At 59.2% G+C, this 20,550-nt stretch carries 17 protein-coding genes and 1 tRNA gene; 5 read left to right on the top strand and 13 right to left on the bottom strand.

Annotation, left to right across the window (positions count from 1 at the left end; all coding sequences use genetic code 11):
- Positions 1–69 precede the first annotated feature (69 nt).
- Positions 70–3,150: a M10 family metallopeptidase gene (locus J2Z75_RS01100; RefSeq protein ID WP_209846461.1), complete on the top strand. Its 3,081-nt coding sequence runs from the start codon at positions 70–72 to the stop codon at positions 3,148–3,150.
- 202 nt (positions 3,151–3,352) lie between these two features.
- On the opposite strand, the gene tig is transcribed toward J2Z75_RS01100, so the two are convergent.
- From tig to J2Z75_RS01080, 4 genes are all read right to left on the bottom strand, one after another.
- Positions 3,353–4,828, bottom strand: coding sequence for a trigger factor (gene tig, locus J2Z75_RS01095; RefSeq protein WP_209846458.1), 1,476 nt, complete (start codon positions 4,826–4,828; stop codon positions 3,353–3,355).
- A 172-nt stretch (positions 4,829–5,000) separates the two neighbouring features.
- A tRNA-Leu gene (locus tag J2Z75_RS01090) sits at positions 5,001–5,085 on the bottom strand.
- Between the two features lie 210 nt (positions 5,086–5,295).
- Positions 5,296–5,877, bottom strand: coding sequence for a GDYXXLXY domain-containing protein (locus tag J2Z75_RS01085; RefSeq protein WP_209846455.1), 582 nt, complete (start codon positions 5,875–5,877; stop codon positions 5,296–5,298).
- Positions 5,874–6,986 (bottom strand): DUF2157 domain-containing protein, encoded by a 1,113-nt coding sequence (locus tag J2Z75_RS01080; RefSeq protein WP_209846452.1) that lies wholly within the window; start codon positions 6,984–6,986, stop codon positions 5,874–5,876. Before J2Z75_RS01080 ends, J2Z75_RS01085 begins: the two co-directional genes overlap by 4 nt.
- A 1,012-nt stretch (positions 6,987–7,998) precedes the next feature.
- Here J2Z75_RS01080 and J2Z75_RS01075 point away from each other — a divergent pair.
- The 3 genes from J2Z75_RS01075 (at position 7,999) to trmFO (ending at position 10,339) form a co-directional block, all read left to right on the top strand.
- Complete coding sequence (locus J2Z75_RS01075) at positions 7,999–8,142, top strand: DUF1127 domain-containing protein (protein WP_068955544.1); 144 nt, start codon at positions 7,999–8,001, stop codon at positions 8,140–8,142.
- A 494-nt stretch (positions 8,143–8,636) separates the two neighbouring features.
- Entirely contained in the window at positions 8,637–8,780 is a 144-nt protein-coding gene (locus tag J2Z75_RS29635; RefSeq protein ID WP_081927849.1) for a DUF1127 domain-containing protein, read from the top strand.
- A 146-nt stretch (positions 8,781–8,926) separates the two neighbouring features.
- Complete coding sequence (gene trmFO, locus J2Z75_RS01065; RefSeq protein ID WP_209846447.1) at positions 8,927–10,339, top strand: methylenetetrahydrofolate--tRNA-(uracil(54)-C(5))-methyltransferase (FADH(2)-oxidizing) TrmFO; 1,413 nt, start codon at positions 8,927–8,929, stop codon at positions 10,337–10,339.
- On the opposite strand, the gene J2Z75_RS01060 is transcribed toward trmFO, so the two are convergent.
- The 5 genes from J2Z75_RS01060 to yajC form a co-directional block, all read right to left on the bottom strand.
- Positions 10,336–10,776, bottom strand: a complete 441-nt coding sequence (locus J2Z75_RS01060) for a hypothetical protein (RefSeq protein WP_209846444.1) — start codon at positions 10,774–10,776, stop codon at positions 10,336–10,338. The two genes, trmFO and J2Z75_RS01060, sit on opposite strands and share 4 nt — an antisense overlap.
- Positions 10,777–10,905: 129 nt before the next feature.
- Entirely contained in the window at positions 10,906–11,781 is an 876-nt protein-coding gene (locus J2Z75_RS01055) for a phytoene/squalene synthase family protein (protein ID WP_209846440.1), read from the bottom strand.
- A 3-nt stretch (positions 11,782–11,784) separates the two neighbouring features.
- Complete coding sequence (locus J2Z75_RS01050) at positions 11,785–12,171, bottom strand: Mth938-like domain-containing protein (protein ID WP_209846437.1); 387 nt, start codon at positions 12,169–12,171, stop codon at positions 11,785–11,787.
- Positions 12,172–12,173: 2 nt separating this feature from the next.
- Positions 12,174–14,735, bottom strand: a complete 2,562-nt coding sequence (secDF, locus tag J2Z75_RS01045; protein ID WP_209846434.1) for a protein translocase subunit SecDF — start codon at positions 14,733–14,735, stop codon at positions 12,174–12,176.
- A gap of 59 nt (positions 14,736–14,794) precedes the next feature.
- A complete protein-coding gene (gene yajC / locus J2Z75_RS01040; RefSeq protein ID WP_209846431.1) occupies positions 14,795–15,130 on the bottom strand; it encodes a preprotein translocase subunit YajC in 336 nt (111 codons plus the stop codon).
- 245 nt (positions 15,131–15,375) lie between these two features.
- Here yajC and J2Z75_RS01035 point away from each other — a divergent pair, with 245 nt between their 5' ends.
- Positions 15,376–16,248, top strand: a complete 873-nt coding sequence (locus J2Z75_RS01035) for an ATP-binding protein (protein ID WP_209846428.1) — start codon at positions 15,376–15,378, stop codon at positions 16,246–16,248.
- A 62-nt stretch (positions 16,249–16,310) separates the two neighbouring features.
- Here the strand turns inward: J2Z75_RS01035 and J2Z75_RS01030 are convergent, their stop codons facing one another.
- The 4 genes from J2Z75_RS01030 to surE form a co-directional block, all read right to left on the bottom strand.
- Positions 16,311–17,849, bottom strand: a complete 1,539-nt coding sequence (locus tag J2Z75_RS01030) for a LysM peptidoglycan-binding domain-containing M23 family metallopeptidase (protein ID WP_209846425.1) — start codon at positions 17,847–17,849, stop codon at positions 16,311–16,313.
- 297 nt (positions 17,850–18,146) lie between these two features.
- Positions 18,147–18,803 carry a biotin biosynthesis protein BioC gene (locus J2Z75_RS01025; protein WP_209846422.1) on the bottom strand — a complete coding sequence of 219 codons (657 nt, stop codon included), beginning with the start codon at positions 18,801–18,803 and terminating at the stop codon, positions 18,147–18,149.
- Between the two features lie 310 nt (positions 18,804–19,113).
- The gene (locus J2Z75_RS01020) at positions 19,114–19,767 is read right to left on the bottom strand and encodes a protein-L-isoaspartate(D-aspartate) O-methyltransferase (protein ID WP_209846419.1); all 654 of its coding nucleotides are present in this window, start codon (positions 19,765–19,767) and stop codon (positions 19,114–19,116) included.
- Positions 19,764–20,534 (bottom strand): 5'/3'-nucleotidase SurE, encoded by a 771-nt coding sequence (gene surE / locus J2Z75_RS01015; protein WP_209846416.1) that lies wholly within the window; start codon positions 20,532–20,534, stop codon positions 19,764–19,766. Before surE ends, J2Z75_RS01020 begins: the two co-directional genes overlap by 4 nt.
- Positions 20,535–20,550: the final 16 nt, after the last annotated feature.

The following is a 20,550-nucleotide window of genomic DNA, read 5'->3' as shown; positions in this document are numbered from 1 at the left end:
TAAATAAACGCCACAATGAGTGTTGCAAAAGCTGCATGGACGAATGCGGGATGCAACCAGGGAGGTATCATGAACGTCAGGGTACGAACCAATTCTCTCCTCGTTGATCCGGCAGGTTTGGATCAAAACGGGACCACTTGGTCTTTGGCACTTAACGGGCAAGCCAGCCAATCAACATCTTTGAACCGATTGTTCAACGTTGCAGTCCCCGACTGGACCGCCGGGTGGAGCCCCACCAAAACGATCATTGCACCGACGATCGGCGCTTCCGATGCGATAGGTGCCCCGGATTTAGGAGCGAGCCCCAGCAATGACGCACAGGTGCCGGAAGAAAACGGCGATGCCTCTGTGACTATCGCGGTCGCGGCAACCGGCAACGCGCTGATTGATGGTGTTCTCAGCGGCGTGCGCTGGAACGAGACATCTATCACCTACAGCGACACAGATTCAGCAGCCGACTACCAGGCCGGCTACAACTCGGACCAGAACGGCAATGCCATAAGCGCGCAGAATGAAGCCTTTTCGCAATTCACTGCGCAGCAAATGATTGCCTTCCACTCGGCATTGAACCAGTCGGTTTATACCCAGCTAACTGGCGCGGGCGGATTTTCGGTCGAGGGGTTTACCAACCTCAGCATTACCTACAATGGTGCAGGCACCAGCAATTCGACGATCCGCGCGGCAAATTCCGGCGACGCGGGAACCGCATATGCCTTCTACCCGAACAACAACGTCTATGGCGGCGATACGTTTTTCGGAAACACTTACGACGGGACAAGCAATAGCTTGAAGAACCCGATCGCCGGCAATTATGCCTGGCATACGATGATCCACGAACTGGGCCATTCGCTGGGCTTGAAACACGGCCATGAATTGGGGGGCCCCGGCAACACGGCTGTGCCGGCAGCATACAATTCGGTCGAATTCACCGTGATGACCTACTCGACCTACATCGGCGACGTAACCGGCGGCTACGACTACGAAACTTTTGGGGCGCCGCAAACTTATATGATGATCGACATTCTTGCCCTGCAAACAATGTATGGCGCGGATTTCACCATCAACAGCGGCAACACTGTCTATACTTGGGATCCGACCAACGGCAACTCCTACGTCGACGGTGTATTGGCCATCGACCCCGGCGCCAACCGCATCTTCTCAACCATCTGGGACGGCGACGGCATCGATACCTATGACCTGTCGAACTATACGACGAACCTCAGGCTCGACCTGCGCCCCGGTGAAAATTCAACATTTTCCGCTGCACAGCTGGCTTTCCTCGGCGGCGGCCCGAACGGCGGCTTCGCCCGCGGCAACGTCTTTAACGCTTTCCAGTTCGGTGGTGATGCGCGCTCGTTGATCGAGAATGCCAATGGCGGTTCCGGCAACGACACGATTACCGGCAACAATGCAAACAACACGCTCAACGGAAACGGTGGCAACGATACGCTACTCACCGGCACTGGCATCGACGTGATCAATGGCGGCGATGGCGATGATTGGATCGAGGGCGGCTTCTCCAAGGACACCGTCAATGGCGGTAACGGCAACGATACGTTTTATGTCCGCGAAGGCGAGTTCGGCGACGATACGGACGGAGGTACCGGGAACGATGTGCTCGATTTGAGCAACCATACAACAAGGGGCGCTATCGTCAATCTTGGCGCCAATACCTATGACTTCTCTCCGACCTTCGGCGGCCCGTATTCGATCGTTAACGTCGAAAACGTAAGGGGCACGCAGCTGGCCGACACGATCACCGGCGATGCTCTCGCCAACGCCATCGACGGCAATGGCGGGAATGACAGTCTGCTTGGCGGCGCAGGCAACGACAGCATTGACGGCGGCGACGGCAACGACACCATTCAGGGCGGCGATGGCGACGATGTGATCATTGGCGGTTCGGGCGTCGATCTGATGTACGGCAATGCAGGCAATGACACATTCCGGATTTTCGCAGGCTGGACTGGCGGCATCGGGGAAGCGGTCTTTGGCGGCGCGGGCTATGATAGTTTCGACACATCGGGAGTGCTTCTCGACGCGACCATCAACCTGCAAGATGGAACCTTTACTTACTTGCCTGGCGGAGCCGGTCCCATATCGCTTTCCAGCATCGAAAAGGCTGTTACCGGGGGCGGCACAGACGACCTGACGGGCTCTGCCGAGGCAAATGCCTTGCTGGCTGGCGCCGGTGACGACAAGCTCTACGGCCTGGCCGGCAACGACACCTTGGGTGGTGGTGACGGCAATGACCGCATGGATGGCGGCGCAGGTGCCGACTATCTGAGCGGCGGCACGGGTTCCGACACCGCCGATTATTCAAGTTCTTCGATTGGCCTGGGCGTCAGCCTCTACAATCCTGCGGTCAATACGGGAGATGCGGCGGGCGACACCTACAACTCCGTCGAGAACTTGACCGGCTCCGACTTCGATGACGGTTTGAACGGCACGCTGAGTGCGAACATCATCCGGGGTGGCGACGGCAATGACACCCTCAAGGGCTATGACGGGATCGATACACTCTATGGCGACGGCGGTAACGACATCCTGATTGGCGGCGAAGATGGGGATGCATTGCTGGGCGGGGCGGGTTCGGATACCGCTTCCTACAAAGGTGCGACTGCCGGTGTCACTGCCAGCATGGCCAACACAGCCATCAACACCGGCGATGCCTTGGGCGACACCTATACATCGATCGAAAACATCACCGGTTCGGATTTCGACGACTTGGTTTACGGCAATAGCAGCGCCAATATTGTCAACGGTGGCGCTGGCAACGACATATTAAAAGGCTATGCAGGAAACGATACGCTCACCGGCGGTGCCGGCAACGATCAGTTCAACTTCAATACGGCACTCAATGCCGCAACCAATCTTGATATCATTACCGACTTCAACGTTGCCGCCGACACGATCTTGTTGGACAACGCGATCTTTACTGCAATTGGCGCGCTCGGCACGCTGGCTGCAGCGGCATTCCGGGCAAACACCACCGGACTTGCCGGTGATGCCACCGATCGCATCATCTATGAGACCGACACGGGCGACCTCCTGTACGATTCCGATGGTACGGGCGCCGGCGCAGGTGTGCAGTTCGCAAGACTTACTGCGGGATTGGCGCTCTCGAACCTGGACTTTATAGTCGTCTGAGTTCGACCGACTGCGGCAGTCAATCATAAAAGGACCACCCCGACGCTTCGTCGGGGTGGTCCTTCTAAATTGGGAAATAAGCTGCGCGCAAAAACAGCGTCGCAAAAACATCTGGCTTGCGCCCGATCCGCCATGCCCCTGCAACGAAGAAGGCCGCCCCTTGCGGGACGGCCTTCTCAAACTCATTCGAAAACCGCAGAACTTATTCCGCGCTGTCGTCAGCGGCCTTCTTCTTGGACGGAGCCTTCTTCTTCGGTGCGGCGGCTTCTTCGCCTTCCGCAGCGTCAGCCTTGGCAGCGGCCTTCTTCTTCGGAGCGGCCTTCTTCGTTTCCGAAGCGTCGTCCTCATCGTCAGCCAGCAGTTCTTCCTTGCTGACGGTCTTGTCAGTAACCTTCACTTCGGACAGGAGATGATCGACGACCTTTTCTTCAAAGATCGGCGCGCGCAGCGAAGCGGCGGCACCCGGGGTCTTCTGGAAGTAGTCGATGATCTGCTTTTCCTGGCCTGGGAACTGGCGCAACTGTTCGAACAGCGAACGCTGCATTTCGTCGTCGCTCACCGTAACACCGGCCTTTTCGCCGATTTCCGAGAGAACGAGGCCGAGGCGGACGCGGCGTTCAGCCAGCTTGCGGTATTCGCCGCGGGCTTCTTCTTCCGTCGTCTCTTCGTCGGCGAAGGTCTTGCCGGCCTGCTCGAGGTCGGTGTTGATCTGGCGCCAGATGTTGTCAAACTCGGCATCGACAAGACGCGACGGGGTGTCGAACTGGTAGAGTTCGTCCAGCTGGTCGAGGATCTGACGCTTGACCTTCTGGCGGGTCATCGAGCCGTACTGGCTTTCGATCTGGCCGCGAACGACTTCCTTCAGCTTGTCAGCCGATTCGAGGCCGAGCTTGGTGGCGAGGTCGTCGTTGATTTCAATTTCGGCGGCAGCGGCAACATCCTTGACGGTGATGTCGAAGGTGGCTTCCTTGCCGGCGAGGTTGGCAGCCGGATACTCAGCCGGGAAGGTTACGGTGATGACCTTTTCGTCGCCAGCCTTAAGGCCGACGAGCTGCTCTTCGAAGCCGGGGATGAAGCGGTTGGAGCCGAGAACCAGCTCAGCGTCTTCGTCCTTGCCGCCGTCGAAGGCTTCGCCGTCGACCTTGCCGAGATAATCGATGGTGACGCGGTCGCCGTTGGCGGCCTTGCCCTTCTTGGTCTCGTAGGTGCGGGCATTTTCAGCGATCTTGAGGATCTGCTCGGTGACTTCGGCTTCGTCGATATCGACGACTTCGCGCGTCACCTTGATGCCGCTGATGTCCTTGAGCTCGATCGCCGGGATGATTTCATAGGCAAGCGTGAATTCGAAATCGGCTTCGGCGCTGAGAATCTTGTCCGCTTCGGCTTCGTTCTCGGTCATCGCGATTTCCGGCTGGGTCGCCGACTTTTCGCCGCGCTCCGACAGGATTTCGGTCGGCTTTTCGCGGACAAGCTCGTTGACGAGCTCGGCCATGATCGACTTGCCGTACATCTTCTTCAGATGGGCGAAAGGCACCTTGCCCGGACGGAAGCCGTTGATGCGGACCTTGTCCTTGGTTTCGGCCAGACGCTCGTTCATCCGAGCTTCCATGTCCTTGGCCGGGATAACGACCTTGAGTTCGCGCTTCAGCCCTTCAGCGAGCGTTTCGATAACCTGCATGTTCAAACCTTCATTTCACGTTGACAGGGCTCTGTCGGTGTTCTTGTACACGAGCACTTGAGCCGATCCATTTGCCGGGAGTGGCTTTACGCAAATCAGTCACCGTTTTGCAAGCAAAATGGCGCCGTCCTCTCGATCGACGCCAAGGACAAACCCTGGACGTCCTTCATTCTGGTGCGGGTAGAGAGACTTGAACTCCCACGCCTTGCGGCACCAGAACCTAAATCTGGCGTGTCTACCAATTTCACCATACCCGCGTTCAGAAAACCGCAGCGCCTGCTCACATCGATACAGGAAAGTCACGGCGACAACGCCTTTGACAAGCCCGCACCGGGTTCAGGGCGTTCCCGAGCGCGGCGTCTCTATATCACCCGTTTCCCATGGATCAAAGGAAAAATGGGGATCGCAGGAAAAATGCGGCTTTTGTCGTGTTCTTGTCACTTGCCCGGCGAATGCTGCTGCACACATCAATAAAGAGGCTCTTCATAAAGCGGCTTCCCGTCGATCGAAATGGACCGGATCTGCATCGTGCCGGCATCGCTGACCCCAGCCGTCACGGACAGCGCACTGGCATTGCGTGCTTCCTCGAGTACCTTCCCCTCGCCTTCCGGCACATAATATCGCTCTATGCCGTATTCGACATTCAGAGAGGATGGCGGGCTGTCCGGTGTCGGGTAGAAATAGAAGGGCGTGCTGTGGGCAATGACACTGCCTTCCTTGGGCGCAAGCGTACCAAAGGACGCTTCAGTAACACCCGAGAATCCGTCCGGCTGCCTTTCCAGACGCACCGAGATCTGCGCATCGGTCGCCTCGGCGGGAAAACCGCCGGTCAGCTTGTCCGCCGGAATCGTCGAAATGTCGTAGGCAAGGATGACATAGTCGCCGCGCAGGAGATCGCGCGGATCGACCGGCACGGTCTTTAGAACCACATCGACACCGTTGCGCAGGATCGAAGCGCGGCTTTCGATCATGTAGCCGAGGAAGGCTGTTTGCAGGAGAGCCACCAGAATGGCTGCGAACAAGGGGCGGACCAACGGATTTTTGATCATGCCACGCTCCCTTCAGCTGCTGTTTTCGCCGAGAGGCGCTTTTCCAGGCGGATCACCAGCCAGGCAATCAGGGCGACGACGACGCCGGAAATCAGGAAGAATCCGGATGTACCGAGGATGCTGCCCAGCGTCTCGGATGCCAGATAGAGGGTTTCGGTCGCGAAAACCGCATAGCCCAGAAAGCGGACGGCGCCATTCAGACGGCCGGCGATGGCAATGCCGCCGAGAGCCACCGCGAGTGTCGTTGCCCCGATCGCGATCTCCGGACCAAGGCCGTCCACTTCGGTATGCAATGCCGCCAAGCCCAGGACAGTCAGCGCGAAGCTATAAAAGGCGGGCGCGGCACCGGCGTCGCTGGCAAAACGATAGAGGGGCGAGACGGGAAGGCTTGTGACCAGGAACGCCAGCAAGCCGGCTCCAAACAGCAGCGCGGCAAGCCAGAGTTCCGGCAACTCAATATAAAACCACCCGAGCCATGCCAAAGCGAGCAGATAGGCAAGATGCCGGGCCATGCCGGCATTGGTATAGCGCACCAGGGCAATCACGATGACGATCAATAAAGGAACGAGATAGATGTAGCCGTTGCCTTCGAAACTGGCGTCATTGTCGAATACCAGCTGGCCGAAAACCGCCCATGCCAGAAATCCGGACAGGACAGACAGCGCGGGCGAGCGAAATACCAAAGTGGCGAAGCAGGACGCTGCGAACCAGACCAGCAGCGCATCGGCCGCATCGCCCGACAGATGATACATCTGCCCCACCAGCGCGATGGCACCGCCGAAAGTCATGGTCGCCAGAACAAGCAGTGCTGCGCCCATTCCGTTGAAGCCACGGCCAAGGCAGAAAGCGGCGGACAGATAAAACGCCCAGATCAGGCCAACGATACCGCCGACGCGAACGAGGCGCGGAATAGCCTCCCAATTAGCAGCCACCAGAAGAAGGATGGCGGCAGACAGCAGCACCGCCGCCAGCACCAGGAGGACCCTGCCCGCGCTGAAGACGGTTTCGCGGGCATCATATTCCGCCAGCATTGCTTTTGCCGCGCCAGCATCGAGCATGCCCTTTGAAACCCAGGTGTTGAAGTCCTTCTCGATCCGCCCCCGGTACATCGACCGATCTCCTTGCATGCGCGTGGTGCGCAACACATATCACAGGCGCCGGCAATTCCTAGACGAGCAACGCGGCGCGGCTCGAATCCACGGGCATGTCGGGAGCGCAATTATCGTTAACGGGATGTGAAGACTTTCGTGCGAATCTCTGATCTCCGGAGAGACATAGGACGACCGAGAAGGCTCATGCGGAATTTGCATATCATCCATGATGATATTGCACTGCACAAATCACGGCTTTCGACCTATCTTGAATTCAAGAAGACGGGACGAGATCAGCGCAAGCGATCGGGCCGTCAGCGGCAAGACCAGCCGCTTCCGCTTGAGAAGCGGAAAAGGTCAGCGGGCCGAAAGGTTCGCTTCATAGAATTCGGAGTGGCGCACTCCTCCTCCCAGCGCCGCTTCGATCCGATGGGCAACACTCCTCCTCCCAGTTGCCTATCACCATAAATGACGCCCGCTGGACCTCCTCCCCCAGCGGGCGTTATTCGTTTCAGGACATTAAAAAATCAATATATTTCCATGACTTGCTGCGTACCGGCTACGCAAGTGATGAAATTCTGACCATCTGCGTGCCACAACAATGAGCCAGCCATGCACCATCAACATAGGTGCCATTCCTCATTGGCTCTACCCATTTCCGATCGATGGATTTATCTTGAGGACAACTTCGGGGCAGCGCACTCCTCCTCCCAGCGCGCCTCGATGGGATTGGCAACACTCCTCCTCCCAGTTGCCAATCAGAACAAGCAACGCCCGTCGGATCTCCTCCCCCGACGGGCGTTGTTTTTTGTTCAAACCCCTTTCCAACGATCAGCACATTGTCTTTTAGCGTTCGCGCGCTCGCACAGAATTTGGTCAAACCCTGATCAGCGCGGCATCGAGGATTGCAAGAAGCGCATGGGTGCGATGCAGCATTGTCTCTGTAATTTCAAAGGGCGACGGCGTATATTCCAACCATCAGATGAGGGCCAGCAAACGGTGCTGGCAAACCCTAGAAAGGACCAGCATCATGAACATCGCTCGCTCGTTCAACAATTGGCGCAAGTATCGTCAGACCTGCAACGAACTCGGCCGCATGAGCGACCGCGAACTGAACGACCTCGGCATCGGCCGTGGCGACATCCAGTACGTTGCCCGTCAGGCAGTCAAGTAATTCTCGCAGCCGGCCGGCTTCCTCCGGCCTGATGCGCAGCTGCCAAACGCCCTCCGGTTCAGTCCGGCGGGCGTTTTTTTTCGCCCAAACTTTTCGGTGACATTCGCACGACAAACGCGCCGTCAGCCACGATCCCCAGGCATTTCGGTTGGGCAGCGATGCATTGTGAAATGCCCATTTTCTTCGCAACGAAATTGTGAATGCCTCGCCGCAAGCCGGTCGCTGGGCAGCCAGACAACATCGCGGCTTTTCGCAAAAAAACGCCTCTGAAAAACAAACAGTTAACGCAGACAGGGTCGCCCCTGACGCCCCGTTAACCTATGGCTCGTTTTTCATCATGAGAACTTATTGCTCAGAGAAACAGCATCGCATTGCACAAACGCATAGCAGATGCATTTTCTTTGCACTCCATCTTTTCCCGCGCAAGGCATATAAAGATCCCAACGAAGCAGGCAAATCACTGCACTGCTCATTTGTTTCTTGAGGAAAAGATCATGAACCCGATTCGTATCGCAAAAAGCTGGATCAACTATCGCCGCACCGTTGCCGAACTCGGCAACCTGTCCAACCACGCTCTGACGGACATCGGCATCACCCGCTTTGACATCCGTAACATCGCTTCGCGTTCCTTCCGTTAATCGGACCAGTCCGTTGACCGGACCGGGAATGCCGAGGGACTAAAAACGGCACCACAGGGTGCCGTTTTTGATTCTGGGGTTTTGCAATCATATAAGCCGTGCGGAATCGGTTTCCTTCCAGCCCGCCTTGCTCTAATAAACGGCGCATGACAGACAAATCTTCCTATTCTCCCATCCACGTCATCGGCGGCGGCCTCGCCGGCTCGGAAGCCGCCTGGCAGATCGCCGAATCGGGCATCCCGGTCATTCTTCACGAAATGCGCGGTGTGCGCGGGACGGATGCCCACAAGACCGACGGGCTTGCCGAACTGGTCTGTTCGAACTCCTTCCGCTCGGATGATGCCACCAGCAATGCCGTCGGCGTGCTGCATGCCGAGATGCGGCTTGCCGGTTCGCTGATCATGTCCTGCGCCGACAAGAACCAGGTTCCCGCTGGCGGCGCGCTTGCGGTTGATCGCGAAGGCTTCTCCGAGGCGGTGACCGCGGCGATCGACAGCCATCCGCTGATCGCCGTCGTGCGCGAAGAAGTGTCCGGTCTGCCGCCGAAGGACTGGGATCTCGCCATCATCGCCACCGGCCCCCTGACGGCGCCGTCGCTTGCAAGCGCCATCCAGGCCGAAACAGGCGCCGATGCACTGGCTTTCTTCGACGCCATCGCGCCGATCATCCATACCGAGAGCATCGATATGGATATCTGCTGGTTTCAGTCGCGCTACGACAAGGTCGGCCCGGGCGGAACGGGCAAGGACTATATCAACTGCCCGATGGACGAGGCGCAGTACAACGCCTTCGTCGACGCGCTGATTGCCGGCGACAAGACCGGCTTCAAGGAATGGGAAGGCACGCCCTATTTCGACGGCTGCCTGCCGATCGAGGTGATGGCGGAGCGCGGGCGCGAAACACTGCGTCACGGCCCGATGAAGCCGATGGGCCTGACCAACGCCCACAATCCGACGGTCAAGGCCTATGCCGTCGTGCAGCTTCGTCAGGACAATGCGCTTGGTACGCTCTACAACATGGTCGGTTTCCAGACGAAGCTGAAATATGGAGCGCAGGCAGAAGTCATCCGAATGATTCCCGGGCTCGAGAAGGCCGAGTTCGCTCGACTCGGCGGCCTGCACCGCAATACCTACATCAATTCACCGGTACTGCTCGACAACTCGCTGACGCTGAAATCGCGACCGGGTCTGCGGTTCGCCGGCCAGATCACCGGTTGCGAAGGTTATGTCGAAAGCGCCAGCATCGGCCTCCTGGCCGGGCGTTTCGCAGCCGCCGAGCGAAAAGGCCAACCGCTACCGCTGCCGCCGCAAACCACGGCGTTCGGCTCTTTGCTCAATCATATCACCGGCGGCCATATCGTTTCCGACGATGAACCGGGCAAGCGCTCGTTTCAGCCGATGAACATCAATTTCGGCCTGTTTCCGCTGCTGGAACCGGGCGCGATCACCAAGCCCGAAGGCGTCAAGCGCTTCCGGGGCAAGGACAAGACGGTAATGAAGAAGCAGCTCGTCGCAGCACGCGCGCTTGAAGACTGCGCGACCTGGCTGAAGGCCGTTTAACCCGCCGGGACGGCCTTGAAGTCAGATTGCGGATTGAAACTACCGAGCAGCCATAGGGAAACCTCGGCTGCTATCTCGGGGCTCACAAACTCATAGACACCGTCGAGATACGAGAAATCGGTAAAATGCACCTTGAGGCCGCGTCCGCTCTCAGCATTGCTGACATTGACTTTGCCGGCCTCGATGAGGTGGCAGACGAAATGCGTCCCGTGAGCAGCCATGAAACCGGCCTTGCCGTCGTGCAGGCGAACGAAATAGGCTTTCTCATCCGCCGTCGCATGAATGGCTCTGATGGCCTCTTCGGGAAAGGCGCGGCCAAAATCGAGGATCGCGACACCGGTATCGGGCTCACGCCGGTCTTTTTCGGCACGCGCCTTCATCCGCAGATAGAAAATACTTGCGAGCAGAATGCAGATGATGACGATCGGCCAGCCCATGACGCCGACTCCCTTTTTGCGCCGTTTATGACGATAACACGAGCGCGACCCTAGAAGGCGAAACTTGCGCCAATGTGCCGTGGGTTTCACAAAACAGCATTTATGAATATAAAAAATGCCGCCTGCGTTTTACCACCTGCCGCTGCGGGCGGCTCTCCACATCCACCATTGCCGGCGCCATTGCGACGGCACGATCGAGTGCTCGAAGAGTTTTGACCCGACGCGCTCGGCACGGTCGAAAACGGGCTCCGCCAGGGCCAGTGTGATGAAGGCGTGGCGATTCCCGAGGGAAATAGCACCCGATGCCGCGCGCGCTTTGGCAAGATGGTCGCGGCCGAGACCGGCGAACGCCCGGATTGCCAGACCAACCGCCTGCTCGTCCTCTCCAGACAGAAAGCTGTCCCGGTCCAGCCCGGTCGCGGCAAGGAGCTCCGCCGGGAAATAAACCTGCCCGCGCCGGCGATGAAGCGGCAGGAGCAGCAAAAGACCGGCAATCGCCTGGGCCACGCCCGCATGACCGGCAGCCGACGCCGATTGTTGCGCATGCGCAGGATCAAGAATGAGACTTGCGAGCTGGATGAGAGCCGATGCCGTCTCGCCGGCATAACCTTCGAGCGAGGAGCGGCTTTCCATCGGATCGTCGTAGAGATCGAAGATACGCGCGTCGATCATGTCCTGAAGTACGGAGACCGGCAGTTCATGGCTTTTGACGCAGGCGAGCAGCGCCTCCGCCAGCGGATGCCCCTCGCCGCCTGCGCCGCTCGGGTCGCCGAGCACGTCGCGCCACCACTGCAGGCGAATTTCGCCGGGCAGCGGTTCACGCACCAGATCGCGCACCCGGGCGATTTCGGCATGGAATGCATAGAGCGCCGACAGCGGACCGCGCTTGTCCTGCGGCGACAGCAGACAGGCAAGATAACGATCGCGATCGCTGTCGCGCAAGGCAGCCAGGCTGACGTCGTAGACCGGCTTGGGAGTGGCGGTTGAAATGTCAGGATTGTTCATCGTTCAGACGGCAATGAGGGCTGCAGCCACGGCGCGGGATTCTGCAAGCATGATGTTGTAGGTGCGAATGGCGGCGCCCGTGCTCATCGGATCGGACGAAATCGCATATTCCTTGAACTTGGCCTTCAGGGCGGCAGGCAAGGGCCTTATGTCCTTGCCCGTCCCGACAAGGATCACCTCGATCCCCTCGGCTTCCTCGAAAACACGCTGGAAATAGTCGGCAGTCAATGGATCGCCTTCCACCATCTCCCAGCCGTAGATACCCGAAGGCAGCATCAGCAGCGAACCGCGATGCGACATGTCGGCGAAACGGAAGCCGCCGTTGCCGTAGCTGTCGATCGGCGCCCGGCCCGGAAAATGCGCCTGGCGGATTTCTAGGGGTTTGCGCACGGCTATTGCGCTCCCTTGACCGGGCGCATGTCGGCTCTACCGGTTTTTTCGGCATCGCCGCCCGGCGCGCCATGCCTCAGCTTGAAGAGGATGAGAACAGGACCCGCGACGTAGATGGAGGAGAACGTGCCGACGGCGACGCCGAACAGCATGACGAAAGCAAACGCCTGGATGGCCTCGCCGCCGAAGATGCAAAGCGCTGCCAGCGCCAGCATTGTCGTCGCACCGGTCAGGACCGTTCGCGACAGAGTCTGGTTGATCGAGGTGTCGATCAGGATCGGCAGCGGCATGCGCGGAAAGCGCCTGAGATTTTCACGGACACGGTCGTAGACGACCACCGTGTCGTTCAGCGAATAGCCGACGATGGTCAGAAGCGCTGCGATGCTCGTCAGGTTGAACTCCATGCCGGTGACCACGAACAGGCCGATGGTCAGAAGCACATCGTGCAGCGTGGCAACGATGGCGCCCGCGGCGAACTGCCATTCAAACCGCACCCAGATATAGATCAGGATCGCCAGAAGCGAGGCAAGCACGCCTATGGTTGCCGCCGTCGTCAGGTCGCCGGAGACCGAAGGCCCGACGACTTCGACGCGGCGGAACTCGTAGGCATCCTCAAGCTCACCGCGGATCATGATCACAGACGTCTGCTCGGCATTCTCGCCGCCATCGCGCGAATGAACACGCACCACCACATCCTGTGGCGAGCCGAAAGGCCTCACCGTGATATCGCCGATGTTGAGTTCATACAGCCGCCCGCGAATATCCTCGATATCGGCATTGCCCTCGCGCGCCTTCAGCTCGATCACCGAGCCGCCGGAAAAATCGATGCCGAGATTGATGCCGAGTGCACCGAACAGCAGCATGCTGACGACCGACAGTATCGTCGTCAACGAGAAGACATAGTTGCGGATCGCCATGAACCGGAACGCGGAACGATCGAAGATACCGGTGCGAATACCGTCCGGCAGCGCCGTCGGCCGGCGGCGATCGATCCAGATCTCCAGCATCACCCGCGTCAGGGTAAAGGCGGTGAAGAGCGTGGTGACAATGCCGATGGCGAGTGTCACGGCAAAGCCGCGAACCGATCCCGTTCCGAGGAAAAGCAGGATGATGGCGGCAATCAGCGTGGTGATATTGGCATCGACGATAGCGGCGAAGGCCCGTGAGAAACCGTACTGCATGGCTTCCGGTATGGACCGGCCATGCCGCACCTCTTCGCGAATGCGCTCGTAGATGAGCACATTGGAATCGACCGCCATGCCGATCGTCAGCACGATACCGGCAATGCCCGGCAGTGTCAGCGGCAGCCCCGTGGCCGACAGAACGGCGATGATCATCACAACGTTGAGAGCAACCGCCAGGCTGGCGACCGCGCCGAAAAGCCCGTAGAAGCCCACCATAAAGACAATGACGAGGACAGCTCCGATCGCCCCGGCCGTCATGATAGAGTGAATGGAATCCGCGCCGCGCCCGGCGCCGATCGAGCGCTCTTCGACAACGGTGAGCGGCGTCGGCAAGGCTCCGGCGCGCAGGAGAAGCGCCAGATCGTCAGCACCTTCGGGGCTCATATCGGCGACAAGCTGCACCGTGCCGTCGGTGATCGCCTTGCGCACCAGTGGCGTCGCAATCACCGACCCGTCAAGCACAACCGCAATCGTCGTCCCGGCATTGTCGGCTGTTGCCTTTCCAAACCGGGCCGTGCCATCCTGCCCAAGGCGCAGGTTGACGACAGGATTACCCGATTGGGCATTGATTGCCGATTTGGCGTCGATGATGTCGCTGTTTGCGATGATCGGCTGCCGGCGGACGAGATACCCGATCGGCGGATCGTCTGCCGAATAGAGCACTTCCGAATTGACCGGCGGCTGGCCGTTGACCGCGTCCTGGACGGCCATCGACATGTCGATGCTTCGAAACGACAGCGCTCCAGCCTGGCCAAGGATATATTTGATCTGTTCCGGATCGTAGCGCCCGGGAATCTGGACGACAATCCGGTCGGCACCCTGCCTGCGGATTTTCGGCTGCAAGGAACCAAGTTCCGCAAGGCGCCGGTGCAGAACCGCGACAGCGCTGTCGAGCGTTGTGGAGATACGATGATCGAGGCCTTCGTTCGTTATATCAAGGCTGAGGGTACCACCGAGGAAACTGCCGATGGTCACTTCGCTGACGGCATCCTTCGTCAGACCACCCTCTTTGACCGGCTCGGTCAACGGTTTCAGTGCAGCTCGCGCAGCATCGGCCTGCGCCGGGTCGCGAAGGCTTAGCTGAATGGCCTGGCCAGTGCCGGACAGGCCGGAGTACCCGATATCCGCAGCCCGCAATCGCGCGCCTACCGCGTCGATGGCGGCTTCGAGGCGGGCCTTGACCACGTCTTCCCGCTCGATCTTCAGCGTGATCTGGGATCCGCCCTGAAGATCGAGGCCAAGCATCAGCTGCTTCTTTGGAACCCAATCCGGCAGACCATCCAGCGCGGTGTTCGAAACCGCATTCGGTAAGGCGACCACGATGCTGAGAAGCACGATGAGCCAGACGATGATGGTTTTCCAGCGGGAAAAATACGGCATGAAGCTCTCAAAGATATGTCGTTACAAGGTGACCAGTGTATCCCGGCCTCCCCGCAAGCTCACTCCTTGACAGGTTCGCCCTTCACACGGACTTCGGATACACCACTGCGTACCACACGAATCTTCACGCCGTCAGCAATTTCGACTTCGAGTTCGCTGTCATCGATGACCTTGGTCACCTTGCCGAGAATACCACCACCGGTAACGACCTGATCGCCGCGGCGAATATTCTTCAGGAGCTCCTCGCGGCGCTTCATGTTGGCGCGCTGCGGACGGATGATGAGGAAGTACATCACGACGAAGATCAGCAGGAACGGCAGGATCGACATGAGAATATCAGCGCCGCCAGCGCCAGTGCCGGGTGCCGTCTGGGCGAATGCCTCGGTAATGAACATCAATCACTCCTTGAATGCAGTTTGGCGGACGGATGCCCGCGTTTCGGATCGCCGGAATATAGGAACGGCCGATGTGAATGCAACAACGGACCAACCGGCTTCTTCTTCAGCCTCATACATGAAATCGGCCCAAGGAGAAGCTCTTTCTCATGAATTTCACGGCTTTTACCGTTAGAACAGCCATGCTACCGGACAGTTCAAACCCGGCAAGCAGCGCCTGGTCCAATCTTTTGGGAGGCTCCCTGATGCAGGATACGAAAATCGACCTTCTGATCGCCGAAATGCGCCAGCTGTCGGCAGCCATTGAACGGATCGCAGGGCCGGCGCCCGCCGTCAACGACTGGGACGCGGCAGAATGTTTCGTCTGGTCTCCACAGCGCCTGCATCTCCAGCCGGTCACCAAGCCGAACCGCGTCGCGCTCAAGCTGATCCGCAGCGTCGATCATGTGCGCGACATCCTGTTCGACAACACGCTGCGGTTTGCGCAAGGGTTTCCGGCAAACAACGTGCTTCTCTGGGGCGCGCGCGGCATGGGCAAGTCCTCACTGGTCAAGGCGGTTCATGCCAGCGTCGCCGAAGAAGCGGGTATTCGGCTGAAACTGGTCGAGGTGCATCGTGAAGACATCGCCACGCTGCCGACCCTGATGGAAATCCTGAAGTCCGCCCCGGTGCCGGTCATCGTCTTCTGCGACGACCTGTCCTTCGATCATGACGATACGTCCTACAAGTCGCTGAAGGCAGTTCTCGACGGGGGCATAGAAGGCAGGCCGGCAAACGTGCTGCTTTATGCGACATCCAACCGCCGTCACCTGCTGCCGCGCCATATGATGGAAAACGAGCAGTCGACCGCGATCAATCCATCCGAAGCGGTTGAGGAGAAGGTGTCGCTGTCCGATCGTTTCGGGCTCTGGCTCGGGTTCTACAAGTGCAGCCAGGATGACTATCTGGCGATGATAGACAGCTATGCCGCTCATTTCGGGCTGGAGGCCGACCCGGCGCAGCTTCACGCCGACGCGCTGGAATGGAGCACGACGCGCGGCGCGCGCTCCGGCCGCGTCGCCTGGCAGTTCATCCAGGACCTCGCCGGCCGCTCCCAGAAGAAAATCGATCTTGTCTGACACAAAGGAAAAGCCCCGAAACGGGGATTTTCCTTTGATGATTGCATGGCCGTAAGGTTCGACTACTCCAGGAACGTGGCCGGGTTGACGGCGCTGGCGTTCTTGCGCACTTCGAAATGCACCTGCGGCTGCGTTGCCGTGCCGCTCATGCCCGACGCCGCCAGCGTCTGGCCGCGCTGGATCTTCTGGCCGCGCTGGACCTTCAGCTCCGAAGCGTTGCCGTAGACGGTGACCGTGCCGTCGTCATGGCGCACCAGGACGGCATTGCCGAGTTCCTTGAGGCTGCTGCCGGAATAGATGACCACACCGTTTTCGGCTGCCTTGATCGGGGTCCCCTCAGGAACCGAGATATTGATGCCGTCGTTGCGATTGCCCTCGACATTCGCCCCGTAGCCGGCAATGACCGCGCCGCGGACCGGCCAGCGATACTTGCTGATGCCCGTTGCCTTCGGCGACGTCTCGGAAGCATCTTCCTTGGAAGCGACTTCCGTGACCGACTGCTTGGCGACCGGCGGCGTGTATTCGGCCGGCTTTGTTGTATCGGCCTTGGCGACTTTCACATCGGCCTTCTTGTCGGGAACCGAGGCTGTGACGACATGGTCCGGAGCAGACGTGCTTGCGCCCGGGATCTTCAAAGGCTGACCGATGCGGATCGCGGCAGTGGTCAAACCGTTGGCCTTGCGCAGCGCATCGACCGACACGCCGTTTGCCTTGGCGATCCGGTTCAAAGAGTCACCCGCCTTGACCGTATAAGTTCCGCCCTGACCGGTGCCATCGCCGGAAACCGGCTGCTTGCCGGCAGCCATATCCGTGCGCTTAACGCCCTTTTCACGCGATTGCGACTGACCGGGCAGGATTGCCACGTCGCGACTGTCCTGCTGAAGCGGGACATTCTTCTGCTTGTCGACATCGAGGCTTGCCGCTGCATCGGACGCAGCCGCCTTGGCAGCACTTCCGGCAATGCCGAAAGTCGGGATGAGGATTCGCTGGCCCGGCTCTGCGTCAGACGAGGACTTCAAACCGTTGGCCTTCAGGATTTCCTTTTCCGGGACGCCGAAACGCTTGGAAAGCGTCGCAACCGTATCGCCCTGGCGCAGCAGGACCGCAGGCGCATTGGCCGTCGACCAGCCGCCTTTCGTCGTGGTGCCGGTGGCAATCGGGTCAGCCTTGATCTTCTGCTCGGCCTTGGCCGTTTCGCGAACAGCAGGGAAAGGCTGAGCGAGCGACGTATCGCGCGGCTTCGAAGCCGGATCGGCGAGCGCCACGCGCTGAACGTTGATGGGCGTCGAGGCTTCGCGAGCACGCGAGACCGGCGTCGTCGCCGTATTCACCGGATCGGGGAAAGGCTGACTGACCGCCTGCTCGCGGTTGTCGGGGATCATCGCCGGCGCGGCTGCCAAGCCGCCGCCCTGTATATCGCCGCGCGGAATGGGGACATTGTTGCTGGCGATCGAGCTTGTCGTCAGACCATCGGACTTGGAGAAAAGCCCTCCGAAACGTGTCGCATCCGAGCTGCAACCTGTCGCGGCACTTGCCAGCAACACCGCCGCAAGCAGGCGAACGACGGACTTTCCCACACTCGACGAAACTCTAATACGCATGACGCTTTACCCACTTGGAACACAACTCGGTGTAAGATGATTAAAACGCATTAGAGTTACCGCGCGGTTAAAACTGCTATTGGCACGCATGTTTTTGATAAATTGATAACCATGATCGGCGGCTGGAGCCGAAGGCATCGGCAATTCGGCGAACCGCATATGCCGGAAGACTGCGTCAGCAACATGTGAAAGATATTGAAAATTGCAGCTCGCCCTGCCCGCCGCTTGCAGACAGTCCATGAGAATGGATGGAGTGAATCGTTTTCAAATGATCGAAAAAATCAGCGGCAAGGAAGCTCAGAAGCTTTCCTGGTAGAACTTTTCGATCTCCGAGAGAGTACCACGGGTCTGCGACACGTCCTCGTAGCTGATCGTACCGGTATCCCAGCCGAACATGTCGCCGGTGATCATGCCGCTGGCGTCCTGGGTCGCGGTCAGATCCGACTGCGCCTTGTCCGTATCCAAAAGCACGCTCACGAGCGTCTGGAAGGTCGAGCTGCCGTCAGTGCCGCTTTCGTCGCTGTATTCCACCGAGCGCGAACCGGCAATCGCCGCGTCCCGCGTACCGAAATAGCGAAGACTGTTCTGATCCTCCGGCCGGAGGTTGTCGTAATACTCGATGAAGGCGCGGTAATAGGCCTTGTGGTCGCCTGTCTCGCTGTATTTACCGAAGGCCTGGTACTCGCGGGCGGCAAGCTGCGGCGAAAGCTTGTTGCTCCACTCATCCTTGGTCAAGGCCGGATATTTTTCCTGGACACGTTTGGTTCGGCCGAGAAACAGAAGCGCCTCCGCCGAGAGCGAAACGCGCGAAGATGGATCGTAGCCACCGGTCAGCGCCACCGTCGCGCTTCCGTCTTCCCGATTGCCGGACGTCCCCTGGGCGGCAGCGCGACCGGCAAGGTTGCTCAGGCCGTCACCGGAAGCCGCCGAAGTCAATCTGTTCGCGATCTGCATCTGCCGTCTCCTGCGTTTTGACGCCTGGAATAGAACTGACAAACACGCTTCAAGTCAGAGGTCAGCTCATATGTATGACTTTTATGCGCCTATTTCGGTTAGGCCTCGAAGCTTGCGCGAGGCTGACCATTATTAACGGAAAATTAACGTTTTGTTTTCGCTATGCTAAATTGCTTATCAAGCAGGAAGCCACAGCCTTGCTCTGCTGCAATGCAGCAGAAAATCATGGAATCAATGTTCCATGGCGATGAAATCGCGGAACTTCGCGCAAGGAAATTCGCGCTGGCGGTGGACGCATTGTCCATGGATGTCAGAGAAAAGAAGCGACCTGCGGGACGATCGGCAGATACGGTGCTTCGAACAGGTCTTCGCGGTCGAACCGGCTGCCTGTCCGCGTCAACCGGACGATCCGGCATTCGGTTTCACTCATCATGATAGGCACGACGAGAATACCGCCCGAGACGAGATGGTCGGAAAAGATGCGCGGCAGGCTGGAGAAGGCGGCGGTGACCAGAATTCGGTCGAACGTCCCCTCACCCGCCGGACCAATGCTGCCGTCCGCCTGCCGCACAATCACGTTGCGGATACCGGCCTTTTCGAGATTTCGCTGCGCGCCGGTGACAAGCGTCTTGTAGCGGTCGATCGTCAGCACGCGCTCTGCGATCCGCCCCATGACACCGGCCGTAAACCCGCTGCCGGTCCCAACCTCGAGGATGCGCTGCCCCGGCTTGACGTTGAGGCTGTGGAGCAGCCGGACTGCAAAGTCGAAACCCTCCATGAACGCACCGCAATCGAGCGGAACGAGCCGGGAGGAATAGGCATTATCCTGATATTGCGGCGGCGCGAAAATTGTTCGCGGCGTCTGCTCGACGGCGTTGAGCAGCTCCTTGTTGGAGATGCCCTCGGCCCGCAGCCGCAGCACCAGGGCGGCGAATCCTTCCTGCTCGATGACGCGCGGGCTCAATCGGCCGCTCCGTCGAGAAGAGCACGGGCAACGCGGTCCTGCACGGCATAGTCCGTCAGGTCGAGCTTCAGCGGCGTCACGGAAATCTTGTGTTCGCGGATCGCATGAATATCAGTCCCCGCCCGGAAATCGCCAAAGCGCTCGCCGAAACGAAGCCAGAAATAGGGGTGGCCGCGCCCATCGGAGCGCTCGTCGATCGTCAGGCCGAAATCGAGCTTGCCCTGACAGGTGACTTCAGTACCGGCGACGGCGTCCGGCGAGCAGTTCGGAAAATTCAGATTGAGGAACGTGCCATCCGGCAGGTCGAGCAGCATCAGCTTCTTCAGAAGTTTTGGCGCATGCGTTTCCACGACATCCCACGGGACCAGACCGCCACCCGCATGATGATAGGCCTGGCTGAGGGCGAAGGAACGGATGCCCTGCAGCGTGCCCTCGATGGCGCCGGCGATCGTGCCGGAATAGGTGACGTCATCGGCCATGTTTGCGCCGACATTCACGCCGGAAAGGATCAGGTCGGGCTTGAAATCGAGAACCTTGCGCACCGCCATGATGACGCAGTCGGTGGGCGTGCCGCGCAACGCAAAATGCTTCTCGGAAATCTGCCGCAGACGCAGCGGTTCCGACAAAGTCAACGAGTGCGCAAGTCCGCTCTGGTCTGTTTCCGGCGCGACCACCCAGACATCGTCGGAGATCGTCCTGGCAATCCGTTCGAGAACGGCAAGGCCCTCGGCATGGATGCCATCGTCATTGGTCAGCAGAATTCGCATCTCTACCCCTGCCGCC

Source organism: Rhizobium herbae, assembly GCF_017873135.1.
GTDB lineage: Bacteria > Pseudomonadota > Alphaproteobacteria > Rhizobiales > Rhizobiaceae > Pararhizobium > Pararhizobium herbae.
The sequence above is the reverse complement of the archived record's forward strand: the minus strand, read 5'-3'. Positions and strand labels throughout refer to the sequence as shown.